This is a genomic window from Roseobacter sp. HKCCD7870, from assembly GCF_037830315.1.
In the GTDB taxonomy this organism is placed as follows: domain Bacteria; phylum Pseudomonadota; class Alphaproteobacteria; order Rhodobacterales; family Rhodobacteraceae; genus M30B80.
This window is the reverse complement of sequence record NZ_JBBLYO010000001.1, coordinates 979,473-996,459: the sequence shown is the minus strand read 5'-3', so window position 1 is coordinate 996,459 and position 16,987 is coordinate 979,473. Positions and strand designations below refer to the sequence as shown.

At 55.0% G+C, this 16,987-nt stretch carries 15 protein-coding genes; 10 read left to right on the top strand and 5 right to left on the bottom strand.

The window, feature by feature from the left end; all coding sequences use genetic code 11:
• Positions 1-41: 41 nt before the first annotated feature.
• The 4 genes from uxaC to AAC637_RS05005 are packed head-to-tail and all read left to right on the top strand — an operon-like array spanning position 42 to position 4,443.
• On the top strand, positions 42-1,445 hold the full coding sequence (gene uxaC / locus AAC637_RS05020) for a glucuronate isomerase (RefSeq protein ID WP_340302582.1): 1,404 nt from the start codon (positions 42-44) through the stop codon (positions 1,443-1,445).
• Positions 1,446-1,458: 13 nt separating this feature from the next.
• Positions 1,459-2,283 carry a 5-dehydro-4-deoxy-D-glucuronate isomerase gene (gene kduI, locus AAC637_RS05015; protein ID WP_340302581.1) on the top strand — a complete coding sequence of 275 codons (825 nt, stop codon included), beginning with the start codon at positions 1,459-1,461 and terminating at the stop codon, positions 2,281-2,283.
• Complete coding sequence (gene kduD / locus AAC637_RS05010) at positions 2,280-3,026, top strand: 2-dehydro-3-deoxy-D-gluconate 5-dehydrogenase KduD (protein ID WP_340302580.1); 747 nt, start codon at positions 2,280-2,282, stop codon at positions 3,024-3,026. The genes kduI and kduD overlap by 4 nt, the downstream gene beginning before the upstream one ends.
• Entirely contained in the window at positions 3,004-4,443 is a 1,440-nt protein-coding gene (locus AAC637_RS05005; protein WP_340302579.1) for a mannitol dehydrogenase family protein, read from the top strand. Before kduD ends, AAC637_RS05005 begins: the two co-directional genes overlap by 23 nt.
• On the opposite strand, the gene AAC637_RS05000 is transcribed toward AAC637_RS05005, so the two are convergent.
• On the bottom strand, positions 4,440-6,389 hold the full coding sequence (locus AAC637_RS05000) for a transketolase family protein (RefSeq protein ID WP_340302578.1): 1,950 nt from the start codon (positions 6,387-6,389) through the stop codon (positions 4,440-4,442). The genes AAC637_RS05005 and AAC637_RS05000 overlap by 4 nt on opposite strands.
• A gap of 10 nt (positions 6,390-6,399) precedes the next feature.
• Positions 6,400-7,740 carry an NAD(P)H-dependent oxidoreductase gene (locus AAC637_RS04995; RefSeq protein WP_340302577.1) on the bottom strand — a complete coding sequence of 447 codons (1,341 nt, stop codon included), beginning with the start codon at positions 7,738-7,740 and terminating at the stop codon, positions 6,400-6,402.
• Positions 7,741-7,965: 225 nt separating this feature from the next.
• Here AAC637_RS04995 and AAC637_RS04990 point away from each other — a divergent pair, with 225 nt between their 5' ends.
• The 3 genes from AAC637_RS04990 to AAC637_RS04980 are packed head-to-tail and all read left to right on the top strand — an operon-like array spanning position 7,966 to position 10,618.
• Entirely contained in the window at positions 7,966-8,784 is an 819-nt protein-coding gene (locus tag AAC637_RS04990; protein ID WP_317656691.1) for a transketolase, read from the top strand.
• Positions 8,781-9,827 (top strand): transketolase family protein, encoded by a 1,047-nt coding sequence (locus AAC637_RS04985; protein ID WP_340252268.1) that lies wholly within the window; start codon positions 8,781-8,783, stop codon positions 9,825-9,827. Before AAC637_RS04990 ends, AAC637_RS04985 begins: the two co-directional genes overlap by 4 nt.
• Before the next feature lie 38 nt (positions 9,828-9,865).
• Complete coding sequence (locus AAC637_RS04980) at positions 9,866-10,618, top strand: SDR family NAD(P)-dependent oxidoreductase (protein ID WP_340302576.1); 753 nt, start codon at positions 9,866-9,868, stop codon at positions 10,616-10,618.
• A gap of 2 nt (positions 10,619-10,620) precedes the next feature.
• On the opposite strand, the gene AAC637_RS04975 is transcribed toward AAC637_RS04980, so the two are convergent.
• The 3 genes from AAC637_RS04975 to AAC637_RS04965 all read right to left on the bottom strand — a co-directional run bounded on the left by AAC637_RS04975 (position 10,621) and on the right by AAC637_RS04965 (position 13,219).
• On the bottom strand, positions 10,621-11,601 hold the full coding sequence (locus tag AAC637_RS04975; protein WP_340302575.1) for a LysR substrate-binding domain-containing protein: 981 nt from the start codon (positions 11,599-11,601) through the stop codon (positions 10,621-10,623).
• Between the two features lie 69 nt (positions 11,602-11,670).
• Positions 11,671-12,516 carry a fumarylacetoacetate hydrolase family protein gene (locus AAC637_RS04970; protein WP_340297414.1) on the bottom strand — a complete coding sequence of 282 codons (846 nt, stop codon included), beginning with the start codon at positions 12,514-12,516 and terminating at the stop codon, positions 11,671-11,673.
• 31 nt (positions 12,517-12,547) lie between these two features.
• Entirely contained in the window at positions 12,548-13,219 is a 672-nt protein-coding gene (locus AAC637_RS04965) for a GntR family transcriptional regulator (protein WP_340302574.1), read from the bottom strand.
• 195 nt (positions 13,220-13,414) lie between these two features.
• Between AAC637_RS04965 and AAC637_RS04960 the strand changes: the two genes are divergently transcribed.
• The 3 genes from AAC637_RS04960 (at position 13,415) to AAC637_RS04950 (ending at position 16,964) form a co-directional block, all read left to right on the top strand.
• Positions 13,415-14,428, top strand: coding sequence for a TRAP transporter substrate-binding protein (locus tag AAC637_RS04960; protein ID WP_340302573.1), 1,014 nt, complete (start codon positions 13,415-13,417; stop codon positions 14,426-14,428).
• A gap of 131 nt (positions 14,429-14,559) precedes the next feature.
• The gene (locus tag AAC637_RS04955; protein WP_340302572.1) at positions 14,560-15,333 is read left to right on the top strand and encodes a TRAP transporter small permease subunit; all 774 of its coding nucleotides are present in this window, start codon (positions 14,560-14,562) and stop codon (positions 15,331-15,333) included.
• Between the two features lie 2 nt (positions 15,334-15,335).
• Positions 15,336-16,964 (top strand): TRAP transporter large permease, encoded by a 1,629-nt coding sequence (locus tag AAC637_RS04950; RefSeq protein ID WP_340302571.1) that lies wholly within the window; start codon positions 15,336-15,338, stop codon positions 16,962-16,964.
• Positions 16,965-16,987 lie beyond the last annotated feature (23 nt).

Below are 16,987 nucleotides of genomic sequence, written 5' to 3'. Positions count from 1 at the left end.
GCATATCAGTTTGCAAGAAGATTAACCAAAAGGGGCCGCCTATGGGCTTTTTGAGCGAAGACCGCCTGTTTCCTTCAGAGCCTACAGCGCGGTTGCTGGCCCGTGCGCTTTATGCGCAGGTCAAGGATGCGCCGATCATCTCACCCCATGGTCATACCGACCCCCAGTGGTTCGCGCAGAATGAACCCTTTGAAGACGCCGCCAAACTGTTCATTACGCCAGATCACTACGTGTTTCGGATGCTCCATTCCCAAGGTGTCGCGTTAGAGGATTTAGGCGTGCCGCGTGCCGATGGTGGTGCGGTGGAAAGGGACTCGCGCAAAATCTGGCGGTTGTTTGCGCGACACTATCGCCTTTTTGCAGCGACCCCTTCGCGGATGTGGATTGACCACGCGCTGCAAGATTTGTTTGGCCTAGATCAAAGATTATCGCCAGAGACGTCAGACGCGGCTTTTGATGCCATCAAAGAGAAATTAGCAAGCTCCGCCTTTCGGCCCCGCGCCCTATTTGAGCGCTTCAACTTAGAGGTTCTTGCAACCACGGAAAGCGCGCTTGATGACTTGGCCCACCACCGTAGGATCCGCGACAGCGGATGGCAGGGTCGTGTAATCACCACCTATCGGCCTGATGCGGTTATTGATCCTGATTTTGATGGGTTCATAGGCAATGTCGAAGCCTTCTGTGCGCATGGTGGCGGTGCTGTAACATGGGAGAGTTATCTCGCGGCCCATCATACCCGCCGCGCGTATTTTGCATCTTTGGGTGCAACTGCTACTGACCATGGCCACCCAACGGCCAACACCGCCAATCTCTCGCAGGCCGAGGCCGCGGCCCTGTTTGACGATGTCATGACAGGCAAGGCTGATCCCGCCACGCGGGAGTTGTTTCGCGCGCAAATGCTGACAGAGATGGCGCGCATGTCGGTTGCAGATGGTTTGGTGATGCAAATACATGCAGGATCACAGCGCAATCATTCAGATTGGGTCTTGGCGCGCTTTGGTCGGGATAAGGGTTACGACATCCCACAACGCACCGATTACGTCACCGCGCTGCGCCCTTTGTTGCAGGAATTTGGCCGCGCGGACGGATTTCACCTGATCCTATTCACCTTGGACGAAAGCAGCTACGCCCGCGAACTGGCACCTTTAGCGGGGGTATATCCTTGTCTCTTTCTGGGCCCGCCTTGGTGGTTCCATGACAGTTATGAAGGGATGATGCGCTTTCGCCGTTCGGTTACGGAAACCGCAGGCTTCTATAACCTTGCAGGGTTCAATGATGACACCCGTGCCTTTTGCTCGATCCCCGCGCGCCACGATGTCGCACGGCGGGTCGATGCGGCCTATTTGGCGGAATTGATTGTCACGGGACGCTTGGACGAAAGCGAAGCGGGTGATCTGATGCAGGACTTAACCACGGGGCTTGCGCGCCGTGCCTATAAACTTTGAAAGGACTGCCCCGATGATCGAGGTTGAAACCCGCCATGCCATTCACCCTGACCACGCAAAGGGTATGGATACGGGAATGTTGCGCGCGTCCTTTTTGGTCGAAGGTCTGTTCGAGAGCGGCAAGATCAAGCTGTGTTATACGCATTATGACCGCTTCACCCTTGGCGGCGCCGTGCCAAATGGCGGCAGTCTGCGCCTTGATAAAATTGCACAGACGCGCACGGCCAGTTTCATGGAGCGCCGTGAAATGGGCATCGTCAATATTGGGAACACAGGCCAAGTCAGCGCAGATGGTCAGCTGTGGGAGATGGCGCAGGGCGATGTGCTTTATCTGGGGATGGGGGCGGGTGGTGTGACCTTCTCAGGGGCGGGGCGGTTTTACATTACCTCCGCCCCCGCGCATCACCGCTATCCACATCGTCTTCTCACACCGAAAGACAGCAACCGCGTGGCCTTGGGCGCGGCTGAGACGGCCAATGAGCGCGTGATCAACCAATTCATCCATCCTTTGGTGATGGAGAGCTGCCAATTGGTCATGGGCTACACCACTTTGGGGCAAGGATCGGTCTGGAACACGATGCCGCCACACACGCATGATCGGCGCATGGAAGCCTATCTTTATTGGGATATGGCACCAGAGGCGCGGGTGCTGCATCTGATGGGAGAAACCCAAGAAACCCGCCATTTGGTTGTGGGAAATGAGGCGGCTGTGCTCTCGCCGCCGTGGTCAATTCACGCGGGCGCGGGGCATGGGCATTACAGATTCATCTGGGCCATGGCGGGGGATAATGTCGATTTCACGGATATGGATTTTGTCGATCTGGAGGATCTGCGATGAGCGCGTTTTCCCTTGCAGGCAGACGGGCCTTGGTGACGGGGGCGAATACGGGCATTGGTCAGGCCATTGCCCTTGCCTTGGCCGATCAAGGGGCATCTGTCACTTGTGCGGGGCGGCGCGACTGCGCTGAAACTTGCACGGCGATTGCGGCGAAGGGCGGTATTGCTGATGAGATGATCTTTGATTTTGTGGATCCCATGGCCGCGCGCGAAATTTTTGCGGGCGCGGGCTATTCCATCTTGGTCAATAACGCGGGCATCATCCGCCGCGAGGACAGTCTCGATTGTACGGAGGCGGATTGGGACGCGGTGATGGATGTAAATCTCAAGGCGTTGTTTTTTACCACGCAGGCCTTCGCCAAGGCGCATCTTGAACGCGCGCCGCGCGGCCCCGCAGCGGTGGTGAATATTGCCTCATTGTTGGCGTTTCAGGGTGGCATTCGCGTGCCTGCTTACACGGCCTCAAAACATGGGGTTGCGGGTTTAACCAAAATTTTGGCCAATGAATGGGCGGCAGACGGCATCAACGTTAACGCGATTGCGCCGGGTTATGTTGTGTCCAACAACACGGAAAACCTGCGCAAAGATACCGATCGCAATGCGGCAATTCTGGCGCGCATTCCCGCAGGTCGATGGGGAGAGCCGTCAGATATTGGTCATACGGCGGCCTTTCTCGCCTCGCCTGCGGCGGCTTATATTCATGGTGCGGTGATCAATGTAGATGGAGGATGGCTTGCCCGATAGCCCTTTGACCCGCACGGCATCTGCCCCAAGCCCGGGCATTGTTCACTTGGGCCTTGGCGCGTTTTTTCGCTCGCATGGGGCAATTTACACGCAACAGGCCATGGCAAAGGCATGCGGGGATTGGGGGATCATCGGGGTTTCTCTCAAATCGCCCACAACCCGTGATGCGCTGCAACCGCAAGGCGCTGTTTATCACGCTTTGGAACTTGCCCCAGATGGTGCGGAGCTTCTCCTTGTTACAAGCCTAAGCGCGGTTTTGGTTGCCCCGGAAGACCCTTCTGCGGTTTTGGCCGCAATGGCAGACCCTTCGGTCAAAATTGTTTCGTTGACCGTCACGGAGAAAGGCTATTGCCACCATCCCGCAAGCGGTGCGTTGGATCGAGATCACCCTGATATCATCCATGATTTGACCCATGACAGCCCGCAAAGCAGCATTGGCTATCTCACCCGCGCGCTTGCCTTGCGCAAGGCGGCATGCATCCCGCCCTTTACCGTTTTGTGCTGTGATAACCTACCTCATAACGGGAAACTTTTGCGCGGGTTGGTTTTGGAATTTGCACAAACCCTTGACCCAGATCTTGCGCAATGGATCGCGGATCATGGGGCCTTTCCGTCAACCATGGTAGATCGGATCGTGCCCGCTACGACCGATGAGACCCGCGCAGAAGTGGCACGCCTGACGGGCTTTGCCGATGCCGCACCCGTGGTGCATGAACCTTATCGCCAATGGGTGATGGAGGATGATTTTGTCGGCGGTGTGCGCCCTGCATGGGATCAGGTCGGGGCAGAGTTGGTGCAAGATGTCGCCCCCTATGAGGATATGAAGCTTCGGATGCTCAACGCCTCCCATTCGGCCTTGTCTTATTTGGGTTATGTGGCGGGGCATCATACGATCACGGATGTTATGGCTGATCCCGTGTTTGACGCCTATGCGCAACGGCTGTGGGCGCGCGAGATCATTCCTCATTTGACCCCGCCTAAGGGTGTATCGCTTGAAGATTATGCCGCAGCCTTGCGTGCGCGGTTCAAGAACCCTGCGATCCAGCACCGCACATGGCAGATCGCGATGGATGGCAGCCAGAAATTACCGCAACGGCTGCTTGGGACATTGCGCGCGGCGCGCAAAAAGGGGGCTGAGGATCGGGGTCTGATCCTCGCTGTTGCAGGGTGGATGCGCTACACCGCTGGCTTTGACGAGGCGGGGGAGGCGATTGAGTTGCGCGATCCTATGGCCGATGTCCTGCGCGCCGCTCATTCAGGCTTGGATGGGGCCGAGGCGGTTACACGAATTTTGGGCCTTGAGGCGATCTTCGACCGAAGCCTTGCAGCTGATATTCATGCGCCCGTGACGGATGCCTATCTAGCCCTGTCCCGTGAGGGGGTGCGCAAAACGCTAGAGAATTATCTTACGACTTAACGCGAAAGCCGTGCTTTGGCGGCGGCAACAATGGCCTCGGTTGTGATGCCGAAATGGACGAAGAGTTCGGGCGCTTTTGCAGAGGCGCCAAAGCCCGTCATGCCGATAAACGGATCTTCTGGGGCAAGGATTTGATCCCATCCGAACCGCACAGCGGCCTCAATACCGATTTTGGGCCCCGTGCCCAAGATTGCGGCGCGCTGCGCGGGGCTTTGGGTTTCGAAAATTTCCCAACAGGGCAACGAGACAACCGTGGCGCGGATGTCTGCCTCTTGCAACTGCGCGGCTGCGTCAAGCGCAAGTGCAACTTCACTGCCTGTTGCAATCAGCGTGATATCGCGAGGGTCTTCGCCTGCCAGGATATAGCCCCCATTGGCACAACCCGATATTTGGGGCAGCTGCACCAAGTCCTGACGGCTGAGCGCCAAAAGGGTGGGGCCTGATTTTCGGCGCAGGGCTTGATCCCACCCCATGACTGTTTCGCGCGCATCGGCGGGGCGCATCACCCAGAAATTCGGCATAGCGCGAAAACTGGCGAGGATTTCAACGGGCTGATGGGTTGGCCCATTCGACCCGACCCCGATGGAGTCATGGCTAAAGACAAAAAGCACGGGCAGCCCCATCAAGGCGGCCATCCGCATCGCAGGGCGCTCGTAATCTGCGAAGGCCAGATAGGTCACATTAACCGCAATCAGCCCACCATGGGCGGCGATCCCGCAGGCCATTGCCCCCATTAAATGCTCGCGCACCCCGCAATGCACATAGCTGCCTTGGCGGTTCTCAGGGCCGAATGCCGCGCGACCGCGCTTGTGATTGGTGGGGGCCTCCAAATCTGCGCAGAGAATGCACAGCTCGGGCAAAGCGGCCTCTAATCCTTCGCAAACATCACCCGATGAGGCGATTGTCGCGCGGGCTGCGTCCGTTGCTGTTAAACGCGCCTCAATATCGGCAATAATTTGCGGCCAGTTTTGGGGCAATATGCCCTCCATTCGGCGGGTGAATTCTGCGGCCTTTGGGTCGAACTCTAGACGCGCGGCCCAATCCCGCGCAGCATCTCTTCCGCGCGACATTCCGGCTGTCCAATCGGCATAAATGTCTTGCGGGATCACAAAGGCCTCGTGCGCCCAGCTGCGCGCAGCGCGCGCCTCAGCCGCGTCTTTTGGAGAGAGTGGCGCGCTATGTCCGCCGCGTTGCCCCTGAAGGCGGGGGATGCCGCGCGCGATTGTGGTGCGGCAGGCAATCAAAGACGGGCGGGGGTCAGACTTTGCAGATAGAATGGCGGCATCAATCGCGGCGATATCATGGCCATCCACCTCGACCACATGCCACCCCGCCGCGGTGAAACGGGCGGGAATGTCCTCGCTGATCGACAAAGCAGTGTCGCCGTCATCGGTGATATGGTTGTCATCCCAAAGAAATGTCAGACGCCCCAAGCGCAAGTGACCCGCCAGTGAAATCGCCTCTTGGCCAATGCCCTCCTGCAAGCAGCCATCGCCAACAAAGGCCCATGTGCGATGATCGCAGAGATCAGCGCCAAATTCCGCGCGCATCCGTTCTTCGGCCACGGCCATGCCAACCGCACAGGCGATGCCCTGGCCAAGCAGCCCCGTGGTGATCTCAATCCCAGCATCTTGCTCAATCTCGGGATGGCCTGCGCAGACCGAGTGCAATTTTCGAAAAGATTTAACCGCCGCAAGATCAACCTTCTCATAGCCTGAGAGGTGCAACAGCGCATAAAGCAACATAGATCCATGACCATTGGAGAGAACCACGCGATCGCGGTCGGGCCAGAGCGGGTTTTTGGGGTCAACCTTGAGGTGATTGGCGTAAAGCGTTGCGGCAATCTCGGCCATACCAAGCGGGACGCCTTGATGACCCTCACCCGCTGCCACAATCGTATCAAGTGCCAAAAAGCGGACTGAATCCGCCATGGATTGGATGTTCATGCTGCCCTCCCTAGCCATTGGCCATTTCGCGCAAGGCACGGCGCATCTCAAATATATCGAGATCGTCTTTAATTTCGACATCGTCTAGGGTCACGATCTGGTCGCGGGCGATGTCGCGCTTGAGTTTGATGTGATGTGCAAGCCCGATTGGCAAGGCATTGACCTTGGCCGCGCGCGTTGCGGGGATTGCCTTGGCCCACACTTTGAACCCGCCTTCGCCGTCCAAATAGTCGCCTGCTTTGAAATCCCCTTTGGCGGTTGCGACTGCATCGGCGCGGTAAAGCGTTGAACTGCCTGTGGCCTCGCCTCGCAAAACCGCATTCAACACGGAAACCGATGTTTCAAGGCCGATCAAATGGAATGGCCGCCACATCGACCCATACCACCCGCTGTCATCGGTCAAGAGCCCATATTGTTGAAAGCAGGCCCGCGTATATTCATCGGGCGCCCGAAAGGTGACAAACATTCCGTACTGGATATTGTTCATCACCACCCGCCCATCGGGCTCGCGACTTGCTGCGATATCGACCAAACCTGCACGGGCCAATTGCCCGCCTTCGGATTGGGGTTTGAATACGCGTGCCAGATCATGCAGGCCCGCAGGGTGGAAGGCCAAGCCATCCTCTGGACAGTCAAGCCCTGTGGCATTGGCGACCGCGGCCATTTCAATCGCGGCCTTCGTGCCATCGGTGAAACTGTTATACATTTTTGGATTGAAATCACCTGCAGCGACTTCTTCATCGCTCCACCCGAAAAAGCCCCAGACCGTGTCGGGGGTCGAATAGCGGTAATGCGGGCAGAAATTCATGCCCTTTCCTGCGGCGACCAATTCAAAGCCGCTCGCCTGCACCCAATCGACAAGTTCGCAAATGGCGGCGGGCTGATCGCCATAGGCCATGGAATAGACCACACCTTTTTCACGGGCGCGCGCGGCCAGATAGGCCCCGCATAGAACATCGGCCTCAACATTAACCATGACCACATGTTTGCCCGCCTCAATGGCGGCAAGCGCATGGCGGATGCCTGCAATCGGATGCCCTGTGGCCTCAATCACGCAGTCGATGCCATCAAATTCCATCAACGCGTGCGCGTCATCAATAATGCAGGTTTTGCCCGTCTTATAAGCGTCAGAGAGGGTTTGGGCGTCATAGGCCTCGGCAGCCCAATGAACGCGCGCGAAGGAGGCTTTGGCCTTGCTGATATCAAGATCCGCAACGCCCACGATGTGATAGCCCTTGATGTGCTTTGCCTGCGCGAGGATCATTGAGCCAAATTTCCCCGCCCCAATCAAACCAACACGCACAGGCCCCTTGGCGGCATTATATTCGGCAAGCAGTCGTGACAGGTTCATGATGTCTTTCCCCTATTGGTTGCGGCACAAGCCCTATCTTTGATAACGGGACGGCTGGGACAATAACCATCATTTTTTTGAGCATTATCTTAAAGCAAGGCTTAAAGATAATTCATTTATCTGGTCTTGTTTTTCGCCCTGTCGCTGCCGCATCTTCTGCGCGGATATCACGGGGAAATCGCAGAGCATGTAGGGAGGGGTGTTGTGAGCCAGAGCGGAGCAAATATGTCGCTGGCACAACGGGCTTGGGCCATTCGGCGCAACGCGCTATTGATGGGCGAGGTGCAGGGGCAAGGCTATATCGGTCAGGCGCTTGGTGTCGCTGATGTTTTGGCCGTGTCCTATTTTCATGCGATGCGCTTGCGCGCCGATGATCCAGAATGGGAAGGGCGCGATAGATTTTATCTCTCCATAGGTCACTATGCGATCGCGCTCTATGCGGCGCTGATTGAAGCGGGGATTTTGCCCGAGGATGAAATCGCCACCTATGGCATGGATGATAGCCGCCTGCCGATGTCGGGCATGGCCGCCTATACGCCTGGGATGGAGATCACAGGCGGATCGCTTGGTCATGGGTTGGGCATTGCGGTGGGCGCAGCCTTGGGTCTGAAACGCAAGAACAACCCTGCCTTTGTCTATAATCTGTTGTCAGATGGCGAACTTGGCGAAGGCTCGACTTGGGAGGCCGTGATGTCTGCCACCCAATGGAAACTGGACAACCTGATTGCGATCGTTGATTTCAACAATCAACAGGCCGATGGTCCAAGTCGTGCGGCTTTGGCCCAAGGGGCCGAAGCGCCGAAATGGGAGGCCTTTGGCTGGTTCGCACAAGAGGTGGATGGCAATGATTTAGCAGCGGTGGTTGCGGCCTTTGATGCGGCCAAAACGCATCCCAATCCATGCCCTCGTGTTATTATTTGCAATACCAAAATGTGTCATGGGATCAGTTTTCTTGAGACCCGTGAGAAAACGCATTTTATCCGTGTCGAAGCCGATGAATGGGCCAAGGCCTTGGCTGAGCATGAGGAGAAAAAGCCGCTATGAGCATCCCTCCCCATTCCCGCAGAAAGTCGAAATATACCCCCCGCAGCCGCGCAAGTGGCGCAGATGCAGTGCGCACATCCGCTATGATCGCCTCTCTCGATGCCGAAGGCCGCGAAACGATTGCAGCGCCATTTGGTCATGCATTGGTGGACTTGGCCAAGACCCGTGCGGATATCGTGGGGTTGTCTGCCGATTTGTCGAAATACACCGATCTGCATATTTTTGCGCAGGCCTATCCTGAGCGGTTTTATCAGATGGGTATGGCCGAAGGGCTTTTGATGTCGGCCGCAGCAGGGCTTGCCCGCGAAGGGTTTACGCCCTTTGCAACCACCTACGCGGTTTTTGCCGCGCGGCGCGCCTATGACTTTATCGCTATGGCGATTGCAGAGGAAAACCTGCCCGTCAAAATCGTCTGCGCGCTGCCAGGTCTGACCACGGGCTATGGCCCAAGCCATCAAGCGACCGAAGACATGGCGATCATGCGGGCGATGCCCAATATGGTGGTGATTGACCCTTGCGATGCGGTGGATGTGGCACAGGCCACGCGCGCCATCACAGACTATAACGGTCCTGCATATATGAGGCTTTTGCGCGGGCAAGTGGCCAATGTGTTGGGCGCGTATGATTATAGTTTTGAGCTTGGTCGCGCGAAGTTGCTGCGCGAGGGTGCGGATGTTTTGATCATTTCTTCAGGGATCATGACCATGCGCGCTTTGGATGCGGCGCAGGTTCTGGCGCAAGATGGCATTGGCGTTGCGGTGTTGCACAGCCCAACCATCAAACCCTTGGATCAAGACACAATTCTTGCCGAGGCACAAAAAAACGGGCGCCTTGTGGTGGTTGCAGAAAATCATTCCATCACCGGCGGGCTTGGTGATGCGGTCGCCAAGACGCTGATGACGCATGATGTCTTCGTGCCATTGCGCCAAATTGGCTTGCCAGATGAATTTTTGGACGCAGGCGCATTGCCAAGCCTGCATGACCAATACGGGATCACAGTTGAACGGATTGCAGAGCAACTGCGCCGTTGGGTCGACCAATAACCACGCGCCGCGCGGCGCGGTCAAAAGGAGAAGCGAGAATGGGTTTACTGGACGGACAGATTGCCATCGTCACAGGGGCTGCAAGCCCGCGCGGATTGGGCAAGGCCACGGCAAAGCTTTTCGTGGAGCATGGCGCAAAAGTGGCTATCTTGGATTTGGACGAGGGCCAAGCCGAAGAAGCCGCCGCTGATTTGGGTGCGGGCCATATCGGGCTTGCCTGCGATGTGACGCGTAAAGAGGATTGCGACCGCGCGGTTGCTGTGATCCTCCAGGCCTATGGCCAGATTGATATTTTGGTCAATAATGCGGGCATCACGCAGCCGTTAAAGATCATGGAAATTCGCCATGAAAACTATGATGCCGTGTTAGATGTGAACCTGCTTGGCACGCTGAATATGAGCCAAGCTGTAATCCCGCATATGCGTGAGCGCCAAAGTGGCAAGCTTGTGAATATGTCATCGGTATCGGCGCAGCGGGGCGGCGGTATTTTTGGCGGGCCGCATTATTCGGCGGCCAAGGCGGGTGTTTTGGGCCTGACCAAGGCAATGGCACGGGAATTGGCGCCTGATGGCATCCGTGCCAATGCGATTTGCCCAGGATTTATCGCCACCGACATTACGGCGGGCAAGCTGACCCCTGAGATGAAGGTGCAGATCCTAGCGGGCATCCCGATGGGGCGCGCGGGCGAAGCCTCGGATGTGGCAGGTTGCGCGTTGTTCTTGGCATCGGATCTTTCGGCCTATGTCACGGGCTCTGAGGTCGATGTGAACGGCGGTTCGTTGATCCACTAAACCTAATGCTGCTCTGCCGCCCGCTCGAGGTCGAACTCTATACGGGTTTGACGCAATCCGTGGCGGGCGCAGGCAGCGGTGATTTCAGTTTCGAAATCCTTGGTCTGCGATTTTAACCATGCAAGAAATTCTTGCACAGCGCGCCGCTTGATATAGCGGCTCGGGCAGATCGCCCAATAGGATGTAAAGCGCAAAACGGGAATTTGCGGCAGAACTGGCACAAGCCGCCCCTCGGCGATTTCAGGCATAGCTAAGGACATGCTGTCGAGCACCACGCCCACCCCATCAACGGCCAGTTGCAGCGCCATAGAGGAGCGATCCATCAAAATCGGCATATGCCGTTCGGGCAGGGTGATGGCATTGTGGTTCAGCCAATAGTCCCACTGGCACAAGGCCCGCGGCGTGCCAATGAGACGTGCCGCGGCAAGGGTGGCGGCGGCATCGCCGCTTTGTGGGAGCTCTTTTAGGTAGTCGGGGCTGCACAGGGGAACCACGCAATCGTCAAACACCGCTTCGCTGTGATAGCCCGGCCAATTCCCCGTGCCATAGCGTAGATCCAGTTCCATCATCTCGCGGTCAAAATCGGTGGGGTCGGGGGCAGCATCAATGTGAAGATCCCAATCAGGATGGCGCGCGATGAAATCAGACAGGCGGGGCCCCAACCACCGCACCCCAAAACTGGGGGTTACGCGCATATTCAGCTGATAAGTTTCGCGCCCGCGTTTGAAATGATGACTTGCGTCGCGCAGCATGCGAAGCGCCACGGAGGCCGATTGAAACAGTTGCTCGCCTTCTAGCGTCAGGCTCAACATACGCCCCTGACGGCGGAACAGCTTTACGCCCAGATTTTGTTCAAGAAGTTTGATTTGTTGGCTGACCGCTGAGGGCGATACTGACATCTCTTCGGCGGCGCGGCTGATCGTGCCCCGCCGTGCCACGGTTTCGAAATACAGAAAGCCGTTAAGGTTGGGCGTGCGCGACATGGGGACAAACTCTGGCCGAACATAAAAAACCAAGGCGGGCGAACCCCGCCTTGGGAAACTTAGATGGCCTTAGCTTGCAGCTTCGGCTGTTTGTTTTTGTGCGCCGAGACCCTTCACTTCGATCTCCATCATATCACCTGGCTTGAGGAATCGTTGCGGTTTCATCCCCATACCTACGCCCGAAGGTGTGCCTGTCGCGATGATATCGCCTGGAACCAGTTTCATGAATTGGCTCATGTAGGAGATGATTTTCGCGACACCAAAAATCATATCATCGGTGTTCGAGTCCTGCACAACTTCGCCATTCAGCGACAAGGTTAGCCCCAGTTTTTGTGGATCGCCAACCTCATCTGCGGTGACCAGATAGGGGCCTGTAGGGCCAAAGGTTGGGGCAGATTTGCCTTTGATCCACTGACCACCTTTTTCGATTTGGAACTCGCGCTCTGAGACATCGTTAATGGTGCAATAGCCCGCCACATAGGAGAGCGCATCTGCCTCGCTGACATAAAGCGCCTCGCGGCCGATCACCACGCCAAGCTCGACCTCCCAATCGGCTTTGACCGAATTGCGTGGAATGACCACAGGGTCAAACGGGCCAGACAAGGATGATGTCGCTTTGGAGAAAATGATGGGCTCCTTTGGGGGCTCTGCGCCTGTCTCGGCGGCGTGTTTGGCGTAGTTTAAGCCAATGCAATAGAAATTAGGCACAGAGGCAAGGCAGGCCCCAATCCGACCAGGATTGGCAACAACGGGTAGCGTTGAGATGTCGATTTTGCGGATTGCGTCCAAAGCCTCAAGTGACACGGCTGCGCCTGCGAAATCGGCGACATGGCCCGACAGGTCGCGCACTTGGCCTTCTGCATCTAGAATGGCTGGCTTTTCCTGACCCTGGGGGCCGTAGCGCAGTAATTTCATCTATTATTCTCCTACTCTTGATTTGATCTTGTCATGTACCCTTCCGGGCATTTTGGTTTGTAATCTGTTGACGAATATCTTCGGCTAATTGCGCCAGATGCGCTCCCACTGCGCTACAAGCGGCCCGTTTGTCTCTCATTTTTAACCCTTCTAGGATAGAGTTATGTTGACTGACGACACGATCTCGGTTGCGACGTTCCCGCGCGGCTAAATAGCGTGCGTGCCATAGCCGTTGCTGAAAGGCTTGATGTGTCTTTGCTAGTGCCGAGTTGTGCGACGCTTTGGCGATAGCTGTATGAAACGACATGTCAATCTCAAACATGTCGAGGGGGTCGAACTGGTAGAAATTCGCATCCATATTTTCAACAATTTGCTGCATGTCCTCGAGATCTTTCTCGGTCGCGTTTTCGCACGCTAGTTCAACGGAAAGATTTTCCAAAGCAATAAGGACTGCAGCCTGCTCTGTTGCGGATGTTATATTCAGCTCTGCAACTACTGGACTCCTGCTTGGCCGAAGCTCAATGAGCCCTTCCTTGGATAGCATACGGATCGCCTCGCGCATCGGCGTACGACTCACACCCATCACGATGGCTGTGTCTCGTTCTTTGATTGGATCGCCAGGTTTGATGTCACCTCTAAGAATGCATCTTCTGAGCTTTAGAGCCGTTTGGTCGGCCAAATTTTGCGATGAAAACTCTGACATAGAAACTTCACAATCGACAACAAACCAATAAACAGCGTTTGAAATAATTGAGATTAAAAATTTTGGTATACCAAAAGTTGTTGATTGTCGATAGCGCTTTGGCTACCGTCGATTCTAGATGGTGCGCCATCGAAACTTAAAAGCTGCAGTACAGCAGCAAAATACTCAGCGGCTAAAGCCGCAAAGGGAGGAACGATGAAAATTAAATCGCTTTTAGTAACGGCTGCAGCGGGCGCGATGGTCGCTGGAGCAGCGGCAGCGGACCCGGTTAATCTCCGGATCCAAACTCACCACGCAGCAGAGACGCCGCTTGGTCGTCATATTACTCAGTGGGCTGACGACGTAAATGTGATGTCTGGCGGAGACATTACCGTAGAGATGTTCTTCTCTTCATCTGTTGTGGGTTCTGTTGAAACTTGGGACGCTGCGGTTAACGGCATTCTGGATTGCGACGCAACCGGCGCCGCTTACCAAACTGGTAAAAACCCTGCCTTCCAATTCTTGGGCGATATCATGGGTGGTTATGACACTCCATGGCAGCAGTATTCTTGGCTTTACCAGGGCGGTGGATACGAGGATGCCCAGGAGCTGTACAATGCATACAACATGCAGCTCATCGGATGGTCGCTGTTTGGCCAAGAATCGATGTCTTCTTCCCGTCCAATCGCTGGACCAGCAGATCTTGAAGGTTGGAAGTTCCGCTCGCCTCCCGGAATGGAGACCGAGATTTTTGAGAAGCTTGGTGCATCGCCAATCGTGATGGATTTCACTGACATCTTTACCGCTCTTGAGACGGGTGTTATCGACGGCGCCGACGCTTCTGCACTTGCTAACAACGTAGCAATGGGTCTTTACGACATCGTAGGACATGCGTCGTTCCCTGGCTTCCACTCAATGCCATCTGACCACCTGGCCTGTAATAAGGACGTCTGGGATGGTTTGACTGAGCAGCAGCAACGCATCATGGAAGTTGCATGGCAGAAGCTTTCTCTGCAGCTGACCCTCTACATGGACGTGGCAAACGCTGAAGCGGCGGCTCAGCTGACAGCGGATGGTATCGTGCTTCACGACTGGTCGGCAGAAGATCGTGCGATGTTCCGCTCGATGGCTCAAGAAGCTTGGGCTGACTGGGCAACACGTTCGCCTGAGGCAGCTGCGCTGGTAGACAGCCATGTTGAGTACATGACCGTTCTGGGCTTGATCAACTAATGCTTAATGGCCGCAATTAGCGGTTAGCTCGGGGCTGGCGAACTACCAGGTTCGCCAGCCCCTTCCAGCAGGGTTAAACCAACAAGTGATTGGGGCAAATTATGCAGACTAATAGTCTTTGGTTGGGGAAGATGCGCCAACCAGTAAAAATGCTAGCGATTGCATCTGGCTGTATTACGGGCGTCATCTACTTGTATCTCTTGTCCACCCATTTGTGGGCAGACGAAGGTATGGGCCTGTATGAGATGATCCGGCCTGAAGGGCGGCCAATTGTACCGGTTACTTGGGTATCAGTTGCATTTACCTTAATCATGACCTCGCTTTATTTTTCTGACACCAAAGGTGCGATTGAACCCGTGCCCGACGGCTTTTTTGACAAACTAACTTTGGTGACGTCCAGGCTTACCATGATCGCGATTGCTGTAATTGTGATGGTAATGTTCTACGAGGTGGTTGCGCGGTATGTGTTTTCAGCGCCAACTTTGTGGGCCAACGAGATGTCACTTTGGATTGCTGCTTTCGTGTTCTTGTTCGCTGGTCAGTACGCCATGCAGCAGCGAAGCCATATTCGGATCTATGTTATCTACGATATGATGCCGCGCTGGGCGCAAAAAACTGCTGACGTTATTTCTGTTGTTTTAATCGTTTTCTTTGCCTTTGCGCTTGTCTGGGGTGGCTACAACGATGCAGCAGCACGTTGGGCCCGTATGGAGGTTTTCGGAACGTTTTGGGATCCACCCATCCCAGGCACATTGAAGGCTTCACTTCTGGCCATCATCAGCTTGGTCGCTGTGCAAGCTGTGTCCAACCTCTTCTCAGATTGGAACAAGGCTCCTGAGCACCTTGCCCACGATGACATTGATGAAACGGAAATCGAAAATATCCGTAAGACTTTGGAGCAGTAAACATGGAATTTTTGGAATTATTTTCGTGGATCAAGACTGGGGACATCGGCACAATTAGTCTTGTTCTGCTCCTTTCAATGTTTGCCTTGTTGGCGATTGGTATGCCGCTTGGGTTTGCATCAGCTGCGTTGGCAGTTCTTGTTCTGGGCATGAAGTTTGGCCCGGAATTGATCTTCAGAGATTTTGGCTCTGGCCCATTGGCCGTTCTCAGTCAGGCAATTTATCGCCAGATGACAAACTATGTTCTGATTTCGGTTCCTCTCTTTATCTTCATGGCGGCACTACTAGAGCGCTGTGGTATCGCCCGAGACATGTACAGTTCTCTGAACGTTTGGTTGAGCCGAACTCGGGGTGGTATTGCAGTAGTTACCGCGATCATGGCGGTCATTATGGCTGCCATGTCCGGCATTATTGGTGGTGAGGTTGTACTTCTGGGCCTCATCGCTTTGCCTCAAATGCTGCGTCTTGGATATAATCAAAATCTGGCAATCGGAACCATCTGTGCGTCTGGCTCCTTGGGTACAATGATCCCGCCATCTATCGTTTTGATCTTCTATGGCTTGGTGACTGAAACTTCGATCAAGGCTTTGTTCACAGCATCCTTCCTACCTGGCTTCATGTTGGCGACGTTTTTCATTCTCTATATCTTGATCCGCACCAACCTAAACCCGTCACTTGCTCCTCTACCGGAGCCTGATCCTTCGATGCCTAGTGGGTCCGAAAAGGGTATGTTGTTCCTTGGCTTTCTCGCTAAGTTCGCCATGTGGGTGACGGGTGTCCTCTTCATTCGAGCTGTGTTTTTCACGCTCACTGGTGATAATAAAATCGTAGAAGGTATTGATCCAATTCCGTTGGGGATGGTTGCTGATATTCCCTACATTGTTGGAGCCTTTGCTTTGGCTACAGCGACCGTGTTTTTGTTGGTTGGAAAAGAGCGAACCGAACGTGGTTGGGAGATGGGCAAAGGCTTGATTGCCCCTACGATCGTGATTGGGGTTGTTCTGGGTTCCATCTATATGGGTATTACTGGGATCACAGAAGCTGCTGGGATGGGCGTGATAGCAGTGTTTGTGCTTGGGTTAGTCCGTCGCGAAATGACCTTCGAGATTGTCTGGGACAGCCTTATGAGGACTTTGAAGTCTACCGGTACAATTATTTGGGTCACTATCGGTGCCGCAGCTTTGGCAGCATCATACACGCTAGCTGGGGGACCAACTTACGTGGCTAACTTGATCGTTGCCTCGGAGTTGCCGACAATGGGCGTTATCTTGATGATGATGCTCATCTTCCTCATCATGGGCATGTTTATGGACTGGATTGGCATTGTGCTTTTGGTCATGCCAGTGTTTTTGCCCATTGTGACAAGGCTTCCGATTGAGGAGATAGGACTAATAGGCCAGCTCGAGCCTCGCTATGTCGCAATTTGGTTTGGTGTGGTTTTCTGTATGAACATGCAGGTAAGCTTCCTGTCGCCACCATTCGGACCAGCGGCGTTTTATCTAAAATCGGTTGCGCCGCCGCATATCACATTGACGGCCATTTTTAGAGGTTTCCTGCCCTTTATTCTTCTGCAGCTTTGCGCTTTGGGTGTATTGCTTATTTGGCCTAACATGGTGACGTTATTCCTTTAGGATAGGTCAATAACTGATCAAAA